Annotated in this window: 14 protein-coding genes; 11 read left to right on the forward strand and 3 right to left on the reverse strand. The window is 61.3% G+C overall.

The features are described 5' to 3' along the window. The first annotated feature begins 64 nt into the window (after positions 1-64). A complete protein-coding gene (locus tag ABD112_RS09275) occupies positions 65-832 on the forward strand; it encodes a carbohydrate kinase family protein (protein ID WP_343925408.1) in 768 nt (255 codons plus the stop codon). Beyond that, positions 829-1446 (forward strand): phosphoribosylanthranilate isomerase, encoded by a 618-nt coding sequence (locus ABD112_RS09280; RefSeq protein ID WP_343925253.1) that lies wholly within the window; start codon positions 829-831, stop codon positions 1444-1446. Before ABD112_RS09275 ends, ABD112_RS09280 begins: the two co-directional genes overlap by 4 nt. Positions 1447-1493: 47 nt before the next feature. Here ABD112_RS09280 and ABD112_RS09285 read toward each other — a convergent pair whose 3' ends face one another. Both ABD112_RS09285 and ABD112_RS09290 read right to left on the reverse strand, forming a co-directional pair. Continuing rightward, entirely contained in the window at positions 1494-1871 is a 378-nt protein-coding gene (locus tag ABD112_RS09285) for a fluoride efflux transporter FluC (RefSeq protein ID WP_343925254.1), read from the reverse strand. Continuing rightward, positions 1868-2305 (reverse strand): fluoride efflux transporter FluC, encoded by a 438-nt coding sequence (locus ABD112_RS09290; RefSeq protein WP_343925256.1) that lies wholly within the window; start codon positions 2303-2305, stop codon positions 1868-1870. Before ABD112_RS09290 ends, ABD112_RS09285 begins: the two co-directional genes overlap by 4 nt. Before the next feature lie 98 nt (positions 2306-2403). Here ABD112_RS09290 and ABD112_RS09295 point away from each other — a divergent pair, with 98 nt between their 5' ends. Then, a complete protein-coding gene (locus ABD112_RS09295) occupies positions 2404-3045 on the forward strand; it encodes a hypothetical protein (protein WP_343925258.1) in 642 nt (213 codons plus the stop codon). Here the strand turns inward: ABD112_RS09295 and yczE are convergent. Next, entirely contained in the window at positions 3035-3706 is a 672-nt protein-coding gene (yczE, locus tag ABD112_RS09300) for a membrane protein YczE (RefSeq protein ID WP_343925260.1), read from the reverse strand. The two genes, ABD112_RS09295 and yczE, sit on opposite strands and share 11 nt — an antisense overlap. Before the next feature lie 61 nt (positions 3707-3767). On the opposite strand from yczE, the gene yczR reads away from it, so the two are divergent. From yczR to ABD112_RS09340, 8 genes are all read left to right on the forward strand, one after another. Then, complete coding sequence (gene yczR / locus ABD112_RS09305; protein ID WP_343925262.1) at positions 3768-5189, forward strand: MocR-like transcription factor YczR; 1422 nt, start codon at positions 3768-3770, stop codon at positions 5187-5189. A gap of 115 nt (positions 5190-5304) precedes the next feature. Further along, the gene (locus ABD112_RS09310; RefSeq protein ID WP_343925409.1) at positions 5305-8460 is read left to right on the forward strand and encodes an efflux RND transporter permease subunit; all 3156 of its coding nucleotides are present in this window, start codon (positions 5305-5307) and stop codon (positions 8458-8460) included. 66 nt (positions 8461-8526) lie between these two features. Then, positions 8527-9675, forward strand: a complete 1149-nt coding sequence (locus ABD112_RS09315) for an MATE family efflux transporter (RefSeq protein WP_343925264.1) — start codon at positions 8527-8529, stop codon at positions 9673-9675. A 13-nt stretch (positions 9676-9688) separates the two neighbouring features. Next, positions 9689-9898, forward strand: a complete 210-nt coding sequence (locus ABD112_RS09320; protein ID WP_343925266.1) for a hypothetical protein — start codon at positions 9689-9691, stop codon at positions 9896-9898. A 341-nt stretch (positions 9899-10239) separates the two neighbouring features. Then, positions 10240-12444, forward strand: coding sequence for a DEAD/DEAH box helicase (locus ABD112_RS09325; RefSeq protein WP_343925268.1), 2205 nt, complete (start codon positions 10240-10242; stop codon positions 12442-12444). Positions 12445-12622: 178 nt separating this feature from the next. Further along, on the forward strand, positions 12623-13480 hold the full coding sequence (gene kynA, locus ABD112_RS09330) for a tryptophan 2,3-dioxygenase (RefSeq protein WP_343925270.1): 858 nt from the start codon (positions 12623-12625) through the stop codon (positions 13478-13480). Further along, positions 13477-14571 carry an amidohydrolase family protein gene (locus tag ABD112_RS09335; RefSeq protein WP_343925272.1) on the forward strand — a complete coding sequence of 365 codons (1095 nt, stop codon included), beginning with the start codon at positions 13477-13479 and terminating at the stop codon, positions 14569-14571. Before kynA ends, ABD112_RS09335 begins: the two co-directional genes overlap by 4 nt. After that, entirely contained in the window at positions 14568-15779 is a 1212-nt protein-coding gene (locus ABD112_RS09340) for a kynureninase (RefSeq protein WP_343925274.1), read from the forward strand. Before ABD112_RS09335 ends, ABD112_RS09340 begins: the two co-directional genes overlap by 4 nt. Position 15780 lies beyond the last annotated feature (1 nt).

The raw sequence follows: 15780 nt of genomic DNA on the forward strand, positions 1-15780 counted from the left end.
CCCGCCTACTCGCCCTCGCCACAGGAATCTGGCACAACTGGCTCATCGGAGCATCACACAAACGATCCCTCATCGCCTACGACCATTAGGACTCACTCATCTAGGCCCTACGCGGTTCATCGGCTGCGTCGGCACCGACAACCTCGGTGACTCGTTGGTTCAGGATCTGGAGGCGGAGGGCGTCGACGTGCGCGTTCAGCGCAAGCAGGCCACCGGAACCATCGTCATCCTGATCGATCAGGATGGTGAACGCAGCATGCTGCCCAATCGGGGAGCGGCGACATTGCTCGATGACGTTCCCGATGAGTGGCTGGATGGGCTCGAACTTCTCCATGTGTCGGCGTATTCCTTCAACGGCGACCCCGTCGGAAAGACGACGATCGATGTGATTCGTCGCGCTCGGCAGAAGGGAATTCTGATCTCCATTGACGTCGCCTCTACCGGGATGCTCGCCCAGTATGGGGTGGAGCGCTTCCTCGACCTGATGGCCGACCTTCGCCCCGATTTCATCATCGGCAACAAGAGCGAAACGGAATTTCTCGAGCTGGTCGTTGATGGGCAGCCTGGCTCCCGAGCAACGCGGCTTCCCAGCACGATTGTGGTGACCAAAGCAGGCGCAGACCCGACCATCGTGCACCGGCCGAGCGACGAACGAATTGTGGTTCCGGTGCCGATCGTGCAGGAGATACGTGACCTTACCGGAGCCGGTGACGCGTTTGCGGCAGGATTCCTGAGTGCCTTCCTCTCAACCCATGACCTGCAGAACGCGTGCGTCGGCGGCCATGCTGCAGCCGCCTTGGTTCTAGCCTCCCCCGGAGCATCCGTCGGATGACCCGACTTTTCGTGAAGATCTGCGGAATCTCCACTAGGGATGCCGTGGCGGCCGGCGCCGACAGCGGCGCCGACGCGATCGGGTTCGTCTTTGCGCCCGGAAGCCCTCGCCAGGTCACGGCCGAACAGGCGCGGTCGCTCATGACCGAGTTGCCGTCATCCATCGAAACCGTCGGTGTCTTCCGCAATCAGCCCATTGACACGGTACTCAGCACCGCGCGCAGTGCCGGCGTCACGACAGTGCAGCTGCACGGCGACGAGGGCGATGTTGAATTCGATCAACTCCGAGCAGAGGGGTTCGGCACCATCCGTGCGATCTCGATCGACGACTACCGTCGACTCAGTTTCGCCGGGCAATTGCGCCCTGACGACCGGTTACTGATCGACGCCGTGACCCCGGGCGGCGGGACCGCGTTTGACCCGTCACTGCTCGCTGACGCGGCCCCAACCGGTTTCTGGATCTTGGCCGGTGGCCTGACTCCGCAGAACGTTGCCGAGCTTGTTCGAGCCGGAAAACCACGCGGCGTTGATGTGTCAAGTGGCGTCGAGGTCAGCCGCGGAGTGAAAGACCCCGGTCTCATCCACGCTTTCGTCGACGAAGCCCGCTCTGCCTGATTGCTGCACCCGCACCGCATTAATCACAACTACCGAAGGCGCTGAAACTAGGCCGCCAGGGCAATCAGCCAGAAGTAAATTGCTGCCGCAGCGCCAATGCCCACGACAAGGTTGGTTGCCACGCTGACGAGCGCCGTTCGAACCCGTTTGAGCGTTACGAACTGAATCGTCTCGACGCTGAGGGTGCTGAAGGTGGTGAGTCCGCCGCACAGTCCGGTGAGCAGCACGACTTCGAGATTGGGGTCGATCGTGCCGATGTGCGCGAGCCCAGCAAGCATGCCGCCGAGCGCAGACCCAACGGCATTGACGATCAGAACCGCCCACGGGAATCGCTCGTTGGATGCGAACGCGCGAGCCGTCAGGTACCGCAAGATTGAGCCGCCCGCCCCCGCAACGAGGATCGCTGCAACTACCCCGCCGGTCATTCGGTCAACATTTCCGCGTGCACGGTGTCGCTGTCGAGCTCAGCATCGTCGCTGCCGGAACGGAGGGCGCGACGCGAACCGAGCCACAACCCGAAGGCTGCGGCGGCGAGCCCGAGCACCATCGTCGCGGCCAAGTAGATGATGGCGAGCATCCACTGGTCAACACCAATGAGGTTCACAACGGCGACAGCAAGCGCAGAGAATGTGGTGAACGAGCCGAGCAAGCCTGCACCGAGTCCGGCGCGCGCCCACGTGGGTGATGGACCCCACAACTTGGCGACGAGGAGGGCGAGTACGAAGCTGCCAACAATGTTTGCGATGAGCGTTGAGACCGGAAACAGGTCATCGGTGGTCGCGAAGGCGAGATCGAGGGAAAAACGCAGTCCGGTACCGAGCGCGCCGCCAACGGCAACAGCAGCAAGGTCCCGAATCATTGCGTGCCCTTTCGGTGGTCCGTGGCGGTTGGCCCGCACTGTCACCTTATGACAAACGGGCACCCTGCCGTGGCCTGTTGCGGCCCTAGACTTGCCCCATGCCCCGCTCCGCTTCACGCCGTCGTCTGTGGCCGTGGATCGTATTGGCGGTTGTCGCCGTGCTGCTCGTGCCAGTTGCCATCATTGCGGTGCCGATTCTCACCCATGAGAGCGCCGGGCAGTCGAACCAGCAGCAGACCGATGAGCGGTGGCCTCTCTCGGTAACAGCGACTGGTGATGACGGACGAACGCGCACGCTCAGCGTTGCTGGCGAGAACGGCGAGCCGATCGAGACCAAGGCTCTCGTTCGCAGCGAACGAGTCGTCGTGAGCGGCACTGGATTTGACGGATCGCAGGGTGTCTACGTTGCTGTCTGCGTGATCCCCGCGACCGCCGCAGACAAGCCGGGCCCCTGCATCGGTGGTGTGCCAAGCCAGCGGCAAGAAGACGTAGCGGCAGGCACGGTGCAGTGGGCTCCGAGCAATTGGATCAACGCTGACTGGGCGTGGCGGCTCTTCGGCGCTCGCAGCTATGACGACAGCTCGGAAGGCACCTTCACTGCCTACCTAGAGTTGGGCGACCCGCAGGGCGAAGATGCCGATTGCCTCGCGAACGCCTGCGGCATCTATACCCGCAACGACCACACTGCGCTTAACGACCGAGTGCAGGATGTTTATGTGCCGGTGCAGTTCAGCGAGTAACCGTCTCAGGCTTGCCTGACTCCACGGCACCCGTTTCGGCAGTCGTCGCGTCAGCCGCAGGGGTGATTGCCGCCGGTACCATCAGCCACGGAATCGTGAAGTGCACGATGGGGCCGATCAGTAGCGCGAACGCGAGGGTGCCCCACCCCAGGTTTCCGCCGAGAATCGCGCCGATGGTGAGCACGACAATCTCGATACCGCTGCGAACGATCCAAATCTTTCCCCCAAATTTGCGATGGATGCCCGTCATTAGGCCATCGCGTGGGCCCGGCCCGAATCGCGCGCCCAGGTAGAGGCCTGTGGCGATACCGAGCAAGACGAGGCCGGCTACGAAAAGCAGGATGCGCACGAATAGCCCTTCGATTTCAGGCAGCATCCACAAACCAAGCTGAGCACTGGGCCCAACGAGCGCAACGTTGAAGACAGTGCCGATACCGGGCTTCTGGCGGATCGGGATCCATAGCAGCAGCACGATCAGGCCAACGATGTTAGTGACAAGCCCAAAGGGAAGGCCGGTAGTGAGCGAGACACCCTGCCCGAGTACGTCCCACGGGGCGACCCCGATTTCTGCGCGAATCATGAGCGCAATGGCGAAGCCGTAGAAGAAAAGCCCAAAGGCGAGCTGGGCTACACGGCGAGCCATGATGAGACGAGGAGTCATAAAGATATCCAATTATGCAATTGGACTCTAAACAAGAGGCCAATTCGGGTATTCTGGCCTCATGAATAGCCTTTCTGCACGCGCATTGGTCGTAATGATGGGCGAATGGCGGTCCGCAGCATCCGCTTCGGCGTACGTGGCTGTGTCCGACCGCATTCGCCTGCTGGTCATGGATGGCCGCATTCTGACCTCGACGCGCCTGCCGGCCGAGCGGGAACTGGCCCTCGCTCTCGGCGTGAGCCGCACCACGGTGACGGCGGCGTACTCGTCGCTGCGCGAGGGTGGCTACGTGGAGAGCACTCGTGGCTCAGGAAGTGTGGCGCAGCTGCCACATCGGTCGTCGCTGATTCCCGACACTGCAGCACCGCAGATGCTCGACTTTAGTAAATCGGCAATGTCTGCCGCGCCTGAAGTGATTGCCGCGTCCCGGCTCGCGGCCGAACAGCTTCCTGCCTATCTGGGCGAGTCGGGCTTCGACCCCGTCGGCATTCCGGTGCTGCGTGAGGCTATCGCCCAGCGGTACGCCGACCGCGGGCTGCCCACCAGCCCCGACCAGATCATGGTCACCCTCGGCGCCCAACATGCCATCGCCCTCATTTCGCGCACTCTCATGTCGCGCGGTGATCGCGCCCTCATGGAGAACCCGAGCTACCCGCACGCCCTCGATGCGCTTCGTGCTGCCGGCGCACGACTCGTGCCGGTTGGGGTTTCGACTGAGACGGGGTGGGATGCGCTCGCCGTAGAGCAGGCCATCCAACGCACGAGCCCTTCGCTGGCCTATCTCATGCCCGACTTTCACAACCCCACTGGGCAGTCGATGCCCGATGAACTTCGCGGAAAGCTGCTTGAGCTTGCTGCACGCCATGGCACTGCGGTAATTGCCGACGAGACGATGGCGGAGCTCAACCTCGATGGCACCGGTAACCGGCTGCCCTTTGCCTCCCATGGCAACGCGATCTCAGTTGGCTCAGTTGGTAAGACAGTGTGGGGTGGTTTGCGCACTGGCTGGATCCGCGCCGATCACGCCACCATCCGTCAGCTAGTCCGCGCCCGATCAGCCGGTGACCTCGGAACCCCGCTGCTCGAACAGCTGGTCGTCACCAATGTGCTCAAAGACTTCCCCTCGATTCTGGATGATCGGCGCACGTCACTGCGTGCGGGCCGCGAGCACCTCTCCACCCTCCTCGCCGAACACCTCCCCAGCTGGCAGGTGCCCCACACCCCCGGCGGGATGACCGCGTGGGTCGGACTCGGTCAGCCAGTCAGCTCACAACTCGTTTTGGCTGCGCGCAACGAAGGTCTTGTGATTGCTGCCGGTCCGCGCTTCGGTATGGATGGGGCGTTTGAGCGATTCCTCCGCATTCCCTTCAGCGGAAACGCTGCGGAATTGGAACAGGGTGTTTCGGCACTGGCCGCCGCCTGGTCGACGGTGATGCGGCATCCGTTCTCACCGGCAAGCAGCGAATTGGCAAACGTCGTTTAGTGCACAAGTAATCTCGCGAGAGTACGCGGATTGATTCGTGTGCTGAGAGAATTGCTTCAACCAAGTAGTGGTTCACGCCACCGTGCCCTCGTTTAACAGCAACGAAAGTTACCTCGTGCACCTGCTCTCCGTTTTCTCTTTGCGCAACCGAGCCCTCATCGCGCTCGTCACAATCGTCATCGGAATCTTTGGTGGGCTGGCGCTGACGTCGCTCAAGCAAGAGCTCATCCCGTCGCTGTCGCTGCCGCAGATCTTCATCGTCTCGACCTACCCTGGGGCGTCACCCGCGGTTGTTGATAAAGACCTGTCCGCGCCGATTGAAGCTGCCATTCAGGGGGTGCCCGGTCTCGAGTCGACCACGGCAACCTCAAACTCCAACTTCTCGAACATCTCAGCCTCGTTCGAATACGGCACCAACATCGCCACCGCCGAGCAGAAGATTCAGCTCGCCATCAACCGCATCTCGGGCCAGTTGCCCGACTCTGCAGACACTCAGGTCTTCACCTTCAACTTCACCGATCTGCCCGTGGTGCAGATCGCGGTGTCTAGTGATCTCGATGCCAGAGAGCTCTCTCGCAAGCTCGAAGCATCCACCCTCGTTGATATCAAGAAGTTGGATGGCGTCAGTGACGCAAGCCTGCTCGGCACGTCAACCCAGCGTGTGGTTATCACTCCCGATCCCGAGAAACTCTTTGTGAATGGTTTGAGTAACGCCGACATCCGCTCGGCGCTCGATGACAACGGTGTGCTGCTGCCCGCGGGGGAGATCACTGAAGACGGCCAGACGCTCACAGTTCAGGCTGGCAACCGCATCACGACGACGGATGCGATCGCAGCGCTTCCGCTGCTTGGCGGTACGAACACCGAGGTTGTGACCCTCGACGACGTCTCGACCGTAGAAGTGATCGATGACCCTGAGACAGGAATCTCGCGAGTCGACGGCCAAGACGCGCTGACGATTGCCATCACCAAAAGCCCTGCGGACAACACTGTTGCCGTATCGCAAGCGGTGAACGACCTCATTCCCGAGCTCGAAAGCGCGCTCGGCAACAACACCCAGTTCACTGTCGTGTTCGACCAGGCACCGTTTATCGAAGAATCGATCAACAGCCTGACTACTGAGGGATTGCTCGGCCTCGTCTTCGCCGTCATCGTGATTCTGGTGTTCTTGCTGTCGATCCGCTCGACGCTGGTTACCGCAATCTCAATCCCGGCATCCGTGCTCATCACCTTCATCGGGATGCAGGTGTCGGGCTACACCCTCAACATCATCACCCTCGGGGCGCTCACCATTTCCATCGGTCGAGTAGTGGATGACTCGATTGTGGTCATTGAGAACATCAAGCGCCACGTGTCGATGGGGGAGCAGAAACTGCAGGCCATCCAGACAGCGGTGAAGGAGGTTGCGGGAGCTATTACGGCATCCACAGTGACGACCATTGCGGTGTTCCTGCCGCTCGCGCTCGTTGGCGACATCACTGGTGAGTTGTTTCGACCGTTCGCGCTCACGACCGCGATCGCGCTCGCAGCTTCACTCTTTGTCTCGCTCACGATCGTTCCCGTGTTGGCCTACTGGTTCCTCGGAAACAAGGTTGCACCGCGTCACACCGAGGAAGCCGTCGAGCACGCGCACGCTGCTGGCCTTCCTCAGGCGGAGAAGACGACCGCGCTGCAACGTGGCTACCTCCCCGTGATCAAGTGGACACTCAAGCGCCCAGTTGCCACGCTCCTGGTTGCAGCCCTTCTGCTGGGCGGAACCGTCGCCCTTCTCCCCTTCATGAAGACCAACTTCATCGGCGACAGCGGACAGAACACGCTCACCGTGAGCCAGACATTGCCTCTCGGTACGAGCCTTGAAGCACGTGACGAAGCGGCGAAGAAGGTCGAAGATGTGCTCATCGATCTCGACGGCGTAGAGACGGTACAGCTGTCGATTGGCTCAAGCGGCGGATCATTGCGCGCAGCATTCTCCGGCAGTGGCGCGAGCACCTTCTCGCTCACCACCGACCCCGCGGTCGACCAGGTCGAGCTGCAAGCGAACGTGCGTGATGCCGTCGCTGGCATTGATGATGCCGGCGAGGTCACTCTCGCAGCGGCGTCCAGTGGATTCGCTTCGAGCGACATCGAGATCAACATCACCGCGACCAGTGATTCCGAACTGCGCGAAGCATCGGATGCCCTGCTCAAGAAGGTGCGCGACCTCGATGTGGTTGCTGAAGCAACAAGCAACCTTTCGGAGCAGCAGCCGTTCATTTCAATCACGGTCGACCGCGACAAGGCCGCAAAACTTGGCCTCAGCGAGATTGCTGTTGGTGGAATTGTGACCGGCGCGATGAACCCGAGTGCTGTTGGCAGCGCGGTGATTGACGAAGCGACGCTGTCGATCTATATCCTTAACGAGTCCGCACCGGTCACGATTCAGGAGCTGCGTGACTTTGACATTCCGAGTGCTGCCGGGCTCGTTCCTCTCACCGATGTGGCAACCGTGAGCGTCGACGACGGTCCGGCGAGCATCACGTCTGTGAAGGGCGTGCGCAGCGCGACTGTCAGCGTCACTCCGAGCAGTGACGACGTGGGTTCGGCATCAGCTCTGGTTGCTGCCGCCGTCGATGAGGCAGAGCTGCCGGCGGGCGCTTCGGCTTCGCTGGGTGGCGTTGCTACCGAGCAGACGGATGCGTTCCAGCAGCTTGGCCTTGCGCTCTTGGTCGCGATTCTGATCGTTTATGTCGTGATGGTTGCGACGTTCAAGAGCCTGCGCCAGCCGCTGCTCTTGCTCGTGTCGGTGCCGTTCGCGGCAACCGGTGCAATCGCACTTCAGGTGATCTCGGGCATCCCGCTCGGTGTTGCTTCGCTGATCGGCGTGCTCATGCTGATCGGTATCGTCGTCACGAACGCAATCGTGCTCGTTGACCTCATCAACCAGTACCGGGTGAAGGGCATGCGTGCTCGCGAAGCCATCATCGAGGGCTCTTCGCGTCGACTTCGCCCGATTCTCATGACGGCAGCGGCGACAATCTTCGCGCTGCTTCCACTCGGTATTGGCCTCACGGGCGAGGGCGGATTCATTTCGCAACCGCTCGCAATCATCGTTATTGGTGGCCTCGTTTCTTCGACCCTGCTGACACTCGTGGTATTGCCCGTTCTCTACTACCTCGTTGAGGGTGCCAAGGAACGTCGCGAAGACCGCAAGGCTGCTGGCACTGACCGCAAGAGTCGTCGCGCTGCCAAGAAGGCTGGTGTCGACTCGAGCGCGGTAGGCGCCACAAGCTAACGATTTCTGACTCGTCCATTTCCCTCGGATGCCCTAGGCTGATCCGGGGGAAATGGAGATTCTGTCATGAATTCTATTGGGGAAAATAGCACGATCGGGCGCTCGATTCCGGTGCCGATCGTTCGTGCCGATCAGTTCGGTTGGGCTCAGAAGCTCTGGGCCGAGCAGCCGACGGTTTGGCCACAATCGCCACCCAAGTTCGCGCCCCTCACTGCTGCCACTCACGTGGTGTTTGTGCTGTTGCTGGTCGTTGCAGTCGGTGGCATAGCGCTCTACCTTCTCGAGTACCTCGCTGCCCCCGCGGCCGATGCCGGTCGACAGCTTCTACTCGGCGCGATAACGGCCGACCTTGTCATTGTGCTGATCGCGGTTACTCTCGCGCGATTAAGCATTGCCGTGCCTGTTGCCCGGTTGATGTTCCTGTTCTTCGCCGTGACAGCGACTCTCGGTGTGGTTTCTGCGGGACTGGCTGTTGTTCAGAATCAGGATGTGGCATCCGAATTCACGACCATCCCGCAGTTCGCGAACCTACCGCTGCTCATCGCCGGCGTGGTTTTTCTGGGTCTCGCGATTGTGGTCTGGGTGAAATTGACCACTCAAGTGCGTAGCTTTGCGCACTGGCGCGGCAACGTCGTCACAGCGCGCAAGACAGTGTTTCCTGGTGGCCAGCGTGAACGTCAGTTCACCGGCGAGCCCCTTGTGATCGATGAGAACTCTGGTGAGTTGGAGCGGAGACTTGCCGTTGCTGAACGCCTCAGCGCGCCCCTGCTGGAACAGCTTCTGCGGATGCCCGGTGTCACTATCGTTCACGGCCTCTCAATTCCTGGTTCGCGTACCGCACACGTCGGGCACGCCGTCGTTGCCGGAAACCAGATCGCGTTCATCGACTCACTGCTCTGGGCGCCAGGTGAGTATGTGTTGGATGCGTGGGGCCGCGTTGTGCGCGACGGCAAGATTGATGAACTCATCAACGTCACCACCGCGATTGCCGCTCAACGTCACGCCGCCGATCGCCCACAGCTAACGATTCGTTCGTGGGCTGTCGTGCACCGACTTGCGGATGCACCGCTCACGATCGTCACGGATCCCCAGAACACGGTGCGATTGGTGACCCCCGAAGAGCTGCTCCGGGAAGTCGGCGAGTGGCTGGCACCGGTTGGAGAGCAGATCGACACCTTCGCACTGCAGTTCGCAGTGAACTCGCGCCTCAAATAGAAACGGAGAGCTCATGCTCGGCAATACCTCGTTCCTTCTCATATCGATCGGGCTGCCTTTGGTGGCGATCGCGGTCGGCGCCTACCTCGCCTACTGGCTCATTCGGGCTGCTGTAGCCGCAGGGTTGCGCGACCACCACAAGTGGTTAGAGCGTCGTACTGAAAAGACGCTTCCTCCCGAGCCGGGGCCGGATCGCAATCTTCCGTACGACCACAACGTCTAAAGACGGGGCTGCGGCATCCCGATCCTCGCTATCGGACGCGCAATGGAGTAACGTAGTTAAGTCGGCTCAAGACAGCGCGAAATTTCGCGTATGGGTTTGTAAGTCTTGCGGGCCGGTTTGCCAGCCAATCCAGCTGGTGACAATCACACGAATGTATGTGACGGCCTCGGTCAAAGACTGCCCGGGTTCAGAAGTGCAGCGCACGAATGCTCAAGCTAATTAGAAGATAACCAATCGGTATCTAGCCAGTCGGTCTCTAGCTAATTAAATGGTGAGCGTTAGCGTGCGCGCGTGCTCCACGCACTAGATGTGTTTCATCTACGAATAACCCGGAAAGAACTATGCCTAATTTCAATAAACCCGCCACTGGCCGTAGCGGAAAAAACTTCAAGTCTGCCCCTAAGGGTGGCAGCGGAGCACGCAGCGAAGGTCACCGCGGATTCCGCCCAGACCAGGGCGAAGCTCCCAAGCGTCGCTGGAGTGCCGATGACCGTGCCGCACGCACTGGAGACCGCAACACCGGTTCTTCTCGTGGTGGCCGTGGCGATAGCCGCCCCGACTGGACTCCTCGCGAAAAGCCTGCCCGTGGCGGACGCCCCGAAAATGGCGACCGCAACGATCGTCCCTCCTACGGTGACCGCCCGCAGCGCAGCAGCGAACTTCCCTCCTACGGCGACCGCCCCGAGCGTGGAGGCCGCCCGACATCGGGTGACCGCAACGAGCGCCCCCAGCGCGATTCACGTCCCGACCGCGGTGGCTACGGCGACCGCCCGCAGCGCGACTCGCGCCTCGAGCGTGGCGGTTACGCCGGCCGCTCAGAGCGCCCGTCGTATGGTGACCGTCCCGACCGCGGAGCGTCCGCTGGTCGTTCAGAGCGTCCCTCATACAATGACCGCAACAACTCTGGTCGCACCGAGCGCCCGTCGTATAACGATCGCAACTCGAGTGGCCGTACCGAGCGTCCCTCCTACAACGACCGCAACTCCGGTGGTCGTTCAGAGCGTCCCGCGTACAACGACCGTGGTGCATCCGCTGGTCGTACTGAGCGCCCGTCGTACAACGATCGTGCCCAGCGCACGGAGCGTCCGGCCTACAATGACCGCCCGCAGCGCACCGAACGCCCCGCGTACAACGATCGCGCTCAGCGCACCGAACGCCCCGCGTACAACGATCGCGCTCAGCGCACCGAACGCCCCTCATACAATGACCGCAATGCCGGTGGCCGTTCAGAGCGCCCGTCCTACAACGACCGCGCTCAGCGTTCGGAGCCGCGCGAAAGCGCGTACTACCCCGCCCGCGATGGCAAGTCGTCGCACTCACAGCAAGAAGATGTTGTTCTTGAGCGTCTCGTAGCCAAGGTAGTTACCGCGAGCGAGGTAGAAGGCAAGTCCTTCATCGACCTCGGTATCGGTTCGAATATCTCGCGTCAGCTCGCATCCATGGGCGCAGAATCGCCGTTCCCCATCCAGGCAGCAACCATCCCCGACGTTCTCGCCGGCAAGGATGTTCTTGGCCGCGGAAAGACCGGATCGGGCAAGACCATCGCTTTCGGTGCGCCCCTCGTTGAGCGCCTCATGGAAAACAATGGTGGCAAGGACCGTCAGATGGGTCGCAAGCCTCGCGCCCTCATCCTCGCTCCGACCCGTGAGCTTGCTCAGCAGATCGACCGCACCATTCAGCCCATCGCACGCAGCGTTGGCCTGTTCACCACAACCATCGTTGGTGGCGTTCCTCAGTACAAGCAGGTTGCAGCCCTCACGCGTGGTGTCGATGTCATCATCGCTACCCCTGGTCGCGTTGAAGACCTCATCGAGCAGGGTCGACTCGACCTCAGCCAGGTGAAGGTTACTGTTCTCGACGAAGCAGACCACATGTGCGACCTCGGGTTCCTTGAGCCCGTTCAGCGCATCCTGCGTGAGACCAGCGAAGGCGGCCAGAAGTTGCTCTTCTCGGCGACCCTCGACAAGGGTGTTGCCACTCTCGTCAAGGAGTTCCTTGTTGACCCGGCAGTGCACGAGGTTGCTGGCGAAGACCAGGCTTCTTCCACGATCGACCACAAGGTTCTGCTCATTGAACAGCGCGAAAAGCGCGCGATCATCAAGCAGCTTGCTGCTGGTGCGGGCAAGACTCTTGTCTTCACTCGCACGCGTGCGTTTGCTGAAGAGATGGCCGAATTCTTGAGCATGGGTGGAACTCCGGCAACCAGCCTCCACGGTGACCTCAACCAGTCGCGTCGTACCCGCAACCTGCAGATGCTCACGAGCGGCAAGGTTAACGTGCTCGTCGCGACAGACGTTGCAGCCCGCGGCATCCACGTGGATGACATCAGCCTCGTTATTCAGGCTGATGCTCCCGAGGAGTACAAGACGTACCTGCACCGTTCAGGTCGCACCGGTCGCGCAGGCAAGGTCGGCACCGTTGTCACGCTGATCAACCGCAACCGTCGTCGCAAGATGGACGAACTGCTCGGCCGCGCCGAGATCGATGCAGAGTCGATCGACGTAGCTGCCGGAGACGCCGTCATCGACAAGTTGGCTGCGCTCTAACCACGAAGCTAGCTTTACCCAGCACAGGAAAGCCCCGGATGCCCCACTCGCGTGGTCGGCATCCGGGGCTTTCCGATTGTGGGGGTTGGCGCCCGCTGCACGTGCTCGCACAGCGGCAGTGCGTAAACACGCGAACACAAGTGTGGCGATCGTCCCGAAAGCGCAATAGGGTGACGACATGTCGGATACCCATAACGAACGTGCCATCGAAGACGAGATTGTTACCGACTTTAGCGAGCGGATGTCGTACGGCTCCTACCTAGAACTCGACCAGCTGCTGAGCGCGCAAACTCCGCAGAGCAAGCCCGAGCATCACGACGAGATGCTGTTCATCATCCAGCATCAGACTACTGAACTATGGCTGAAGCTCGTGATTCACGAGCTGACCTCGGCCCGCGATCTCATCGCCAACGACAACCTCTCTATTGCGCTCAAGCGCATTGCGCGCGTGAAACACATCCAGCGCACCCTGACCGAGCAGTGGTCGGTGCTCGCGACCCTCACGCCCAGCGAATATTCGCAATTTCGCGACTACTTGGGAAACTCATCCGGATTCCAGTCGTACCAATATCGTGCAGTGGAGTTCTTGCTCGGCAACAAGAACGCTGGCATGCTCAAGGTCTTCGAATCGCATCCCGAAGCCCACGCTCTGCTCAGCAAACTGCTGGCCGAACCCAGCGTCTACGATGAGTTTTTGCGCTACCTCGCTCGTCATGGTTACGACATCCCGGATGCCGTACTCAACCGCGATGTCACCCGCGGTTACGAGCAAAACGATGACCTCATCGAAACGTTCCGCCACATCTATGACAACGAAAGCGAACACTGGCTCGCCTACGAAGCGTGCGAAGAGTTCGTTGACCTCGAAGACAACTTCCAACTCTGGCGCTTCCGCCACATGAAAACAGTCATGCGCATCATCGGGATGAAACGCGGCACCGGCGGATCAAGCGGCGTCAGCTTCTTGCAAAAAGCCCTCAACCTCACCTTCTTCCCTGAGCTCTTCGCCGTGCGAACCGAGATCGGGCGCTCGTGAGCGAACCCGCAGCACCGGCGATCGACTACAGAATCGACGGGTATTGGATGCGCGAATGGCACGGGCCCGCAACAGTGCGGGTCACGCCAGAATCAATCACCGTACTCTCGGATACCGCAACTGCGGATAACCCAACTGTGGATGCCCCGACTGCGGATGCCCGTACCACCGATGCCCCAACCGCCGCCACCCGGCACCTTCCGGGTGTGCTGCTTCCGGGTTTTCGTGACTCACACGTGCACCTTGGTTTGATCGAGCCGCGCACCCTCATTGCTGGCGGACTTGCTGCCGTTGATGACTTGGGTGGTGACCCCGCTCGGCTGATCCAGTGGGCTGACGACGATGAGGTTTCCGCGCTGCGCTATGCCGGGGCATTCATTACGGCTCCCGGCGGCTACCCCTCCACTCGGGCCTGGGCTGCAACGCTTTCCGTGTGCGAAGTCGCGACACCCGAGCAGGCAATCACGGTCGTAGCGGAGCAGGTGGCTGCTGGGGCAACCCTGGTGAAGGTCACACTCAACACCGACGATGGACCCGTCATTTCTGACGCTACGTTGACCGCGATTGTGGAGTACGCCCACAGCCGAGGCTGCGAAGTGGTCGCCCACGTTCAGGGCAAAGGTCAGGCGCTGCGAGCATTCACTGCGGGTGTCGATCGCCTCGCTCATAGCCCCTGGTCTGAGCGCCTCGATGACTCCCTGATCGAGCAGATGGTAAAGCCAAACCCGCGTTTCTTGGGTGGTCGCCACTCATGGATCAGCACCCTCGACATCCACGGTTATGGCCAGCGTGGCTCAGAGTTCGAGACCGCGAGCGACAACCTGCGAAGGTTCCATCACGCCGGGGGAATCGTGCACTATGGCACCGATATGGGCAACGGCGACCTTCCCCCCGGACTCAACCAACGCGAACTAACGGCACTACAGGATGCCGGCGTGCGCAACGATGCCCTACTGCGCGCCCTCTGTCTGCCGGGCTTCGGCAGCACAGTGAGCCACCTTCCGACAGTCCCCGACGTCGACACCGATCTTGCCGAATGGCTGATGACCGCAACCGTAGTGACCGCCCGAGAACTGATGAGGACCCAATGACAACCACACCCGACGCTGTGACTCTGGATGCAGTCGACCCGCTTGCCGCCTTTCCTGCGAAGTTCGTGCGGTCGCCAGAAGTGCGCGCCTACCTCGACGGCAATTCGCTTGGACGGCCAACGACCGCGAGCGCCGAACAGTTAGCGTCATTCGTTAGTGAGCAGTGGGGCGGACGCCTCATCCGCGGCTGGGATGAAGCCTGGTACGAGCTTCCGCTGACGCTCGGCGATCGTCTTGGTGCTGCCACCCTGGGCGCTGCCCCCGGTCAAACCTTCATCGGAGACTCGACCACCGTTGTGCTCTACAAACTCATCCGAGCCGCGCTGACCGCACGCCCCGATCGCAGCGAAATTGTCATCGACACCGGCAACTTTCCTACCGACCGCTACCTCGTTGAGGGCATCGCCGACGAACTTGGCAAGACGTTGCGCTGGATCGACCCGCCTATCGACGGGGGAGTGACCGCCGACCACGTACGAGCCGCGCTCAGCGAGAACACGGCGCTTGTCGTGATCAGCCATGTCGCCTATCGCTCCGGCTACCTCGCAGACATGCCCGGCATCACCGCCCTCACCCACGACGCGGGGGCGCTCGTGCTCTGGGACCTTTGTCACTCCGCGGGAGTCGTCGAAACCCAACTCGATGACTGGGGCGTCGACCTCGCCGCCGGCTGCACCTATAAATACCTCAATGGCGGGCCAGGCTCCCCGGCGCTCGGCTACGTCCGCGCAGAACACATCGAGACCATGACACAGCCGATACAGGGGTGGATGGGCAGCAGCAGCCCATTCGAAATGGGGCCAGGCTATGCGCCGCACCACGGCATCCGGCGCTTCATCAGTGGTACGCCTTCGATCGTCGGATCGCTCGCGATGCAAGACATGCTCGGGCTTATCGAGGAAGCGGGGATTTCGGCGATCCGCGCGAAGTCTGTCGCGCTCACCGAATATGCGCTCGTGCTCGTCGACGAACTGCTCGTGCCTCTCGGCGTTACCGTGAGCTCACCACGCGATGCCGCCGAGCGTGGCAGCCATGTCACGATCGATCACGAGAGCTTCGCGAATGTGAATGCAGAGCTATGGAAACAGGGGATCATTCCTGACTTCCGGCGGCCCCACAGTATCCGCTTAGGGCTGTCACCGCTCAGCACCACCTTTGCCGAAGTGCAGCTTGGCGTTGAAGCAATTCACGCGCAGATGGTCAAGTAGC

The organism is Rhodoglobus aureus (assembly GCF_039527955.1).
Classification (GTDB): Bacteria; Actinomycetota; Actinomycetes; order Actinomycetales; family Microbacteriaceae; genus Rhodoglobus; species Rhodoglobus aureus.

Excerpts from the sequence above, each read along its gene's own strand:
- ABD112_RS09280 (WP_343925253.1), top strand. The coding sequence starts at position 829 with ATGACCCGACTTTTCGTGAAGATCTGCGGAATCTCCACTAGGGATGCC.
- ABD112_RS09285 (WP_343925254.1), bottom strand. The coding sequence starts at position 1,871 with ATGACCGGCGGGGTAGTTGCAGCGATCCTCGTTGCGGGGGCGGGCGGC.
- ABD112_RS09290 (WP_343925256.1), bottom strand. The coding sequence starts at position 2,305 with ATGATTCGGGACCTTGCTGCTGTTGCCGTTGGCGGCGCGCTCGGTACC.
- ABD112_RS09295 (WP_343925258.1), top strand. The coding sequence starts at position 2,404 with ATGCCCCGCTCCGCTTCACGCCGTCGTCTGTGGCCGTGGATCGTATTG.
- yczE (WP_343925260.1), bottom strand. The coding sequence starts at position 3,706 with ATGACTCCTCGTCTCATCATGGCTCGCCGTGTAGCCCAGCTCGCCTTT.
- yczR (WP_343925262.1), top strand. The coding sequence starts at position 3,768 with ATGAATAGCCTTTCTGCACGCGCATTGGTCGTAATGATGGGCGAATGG.
- ABD112_RS09315 (WP_343925264.1), top strand. The coding sequence starts at position 8,527 with ATGAATTCTATTGGGGAAAATAGCACGATCGGGCGCTCGATTCCGGTG.
- ABD112_RS09320 (WP_343925266.1), top strand. The coding sequence starts at position 9,689 with ATGCTCGGCAATACCTCGTTCCTTCTCATATCGATCGGGCTGCCTTTG.
- ABD112_RS09325 (WP_343925268.1), top strand. The coding sequence starts at position 10,240 with ATGCCTAATTTCAATAAACCCGCCACTGGCCGTAGCGGAAAAAACTTC.
- kynA (WP_343925270.1), top strand. The coding sequence starts at position 12,623 with ATGTCGGATACCCATAACGAACGTGCCATCGAAGACGAGATTGTTACC.
- ABD112_RS09340 (WP_343925274.1), top strand. The coding sequence starts at position 14,568 with ATGACAACCACACCCGACGCTGTGACTCTGGATGCAGTCGACCCGCTT.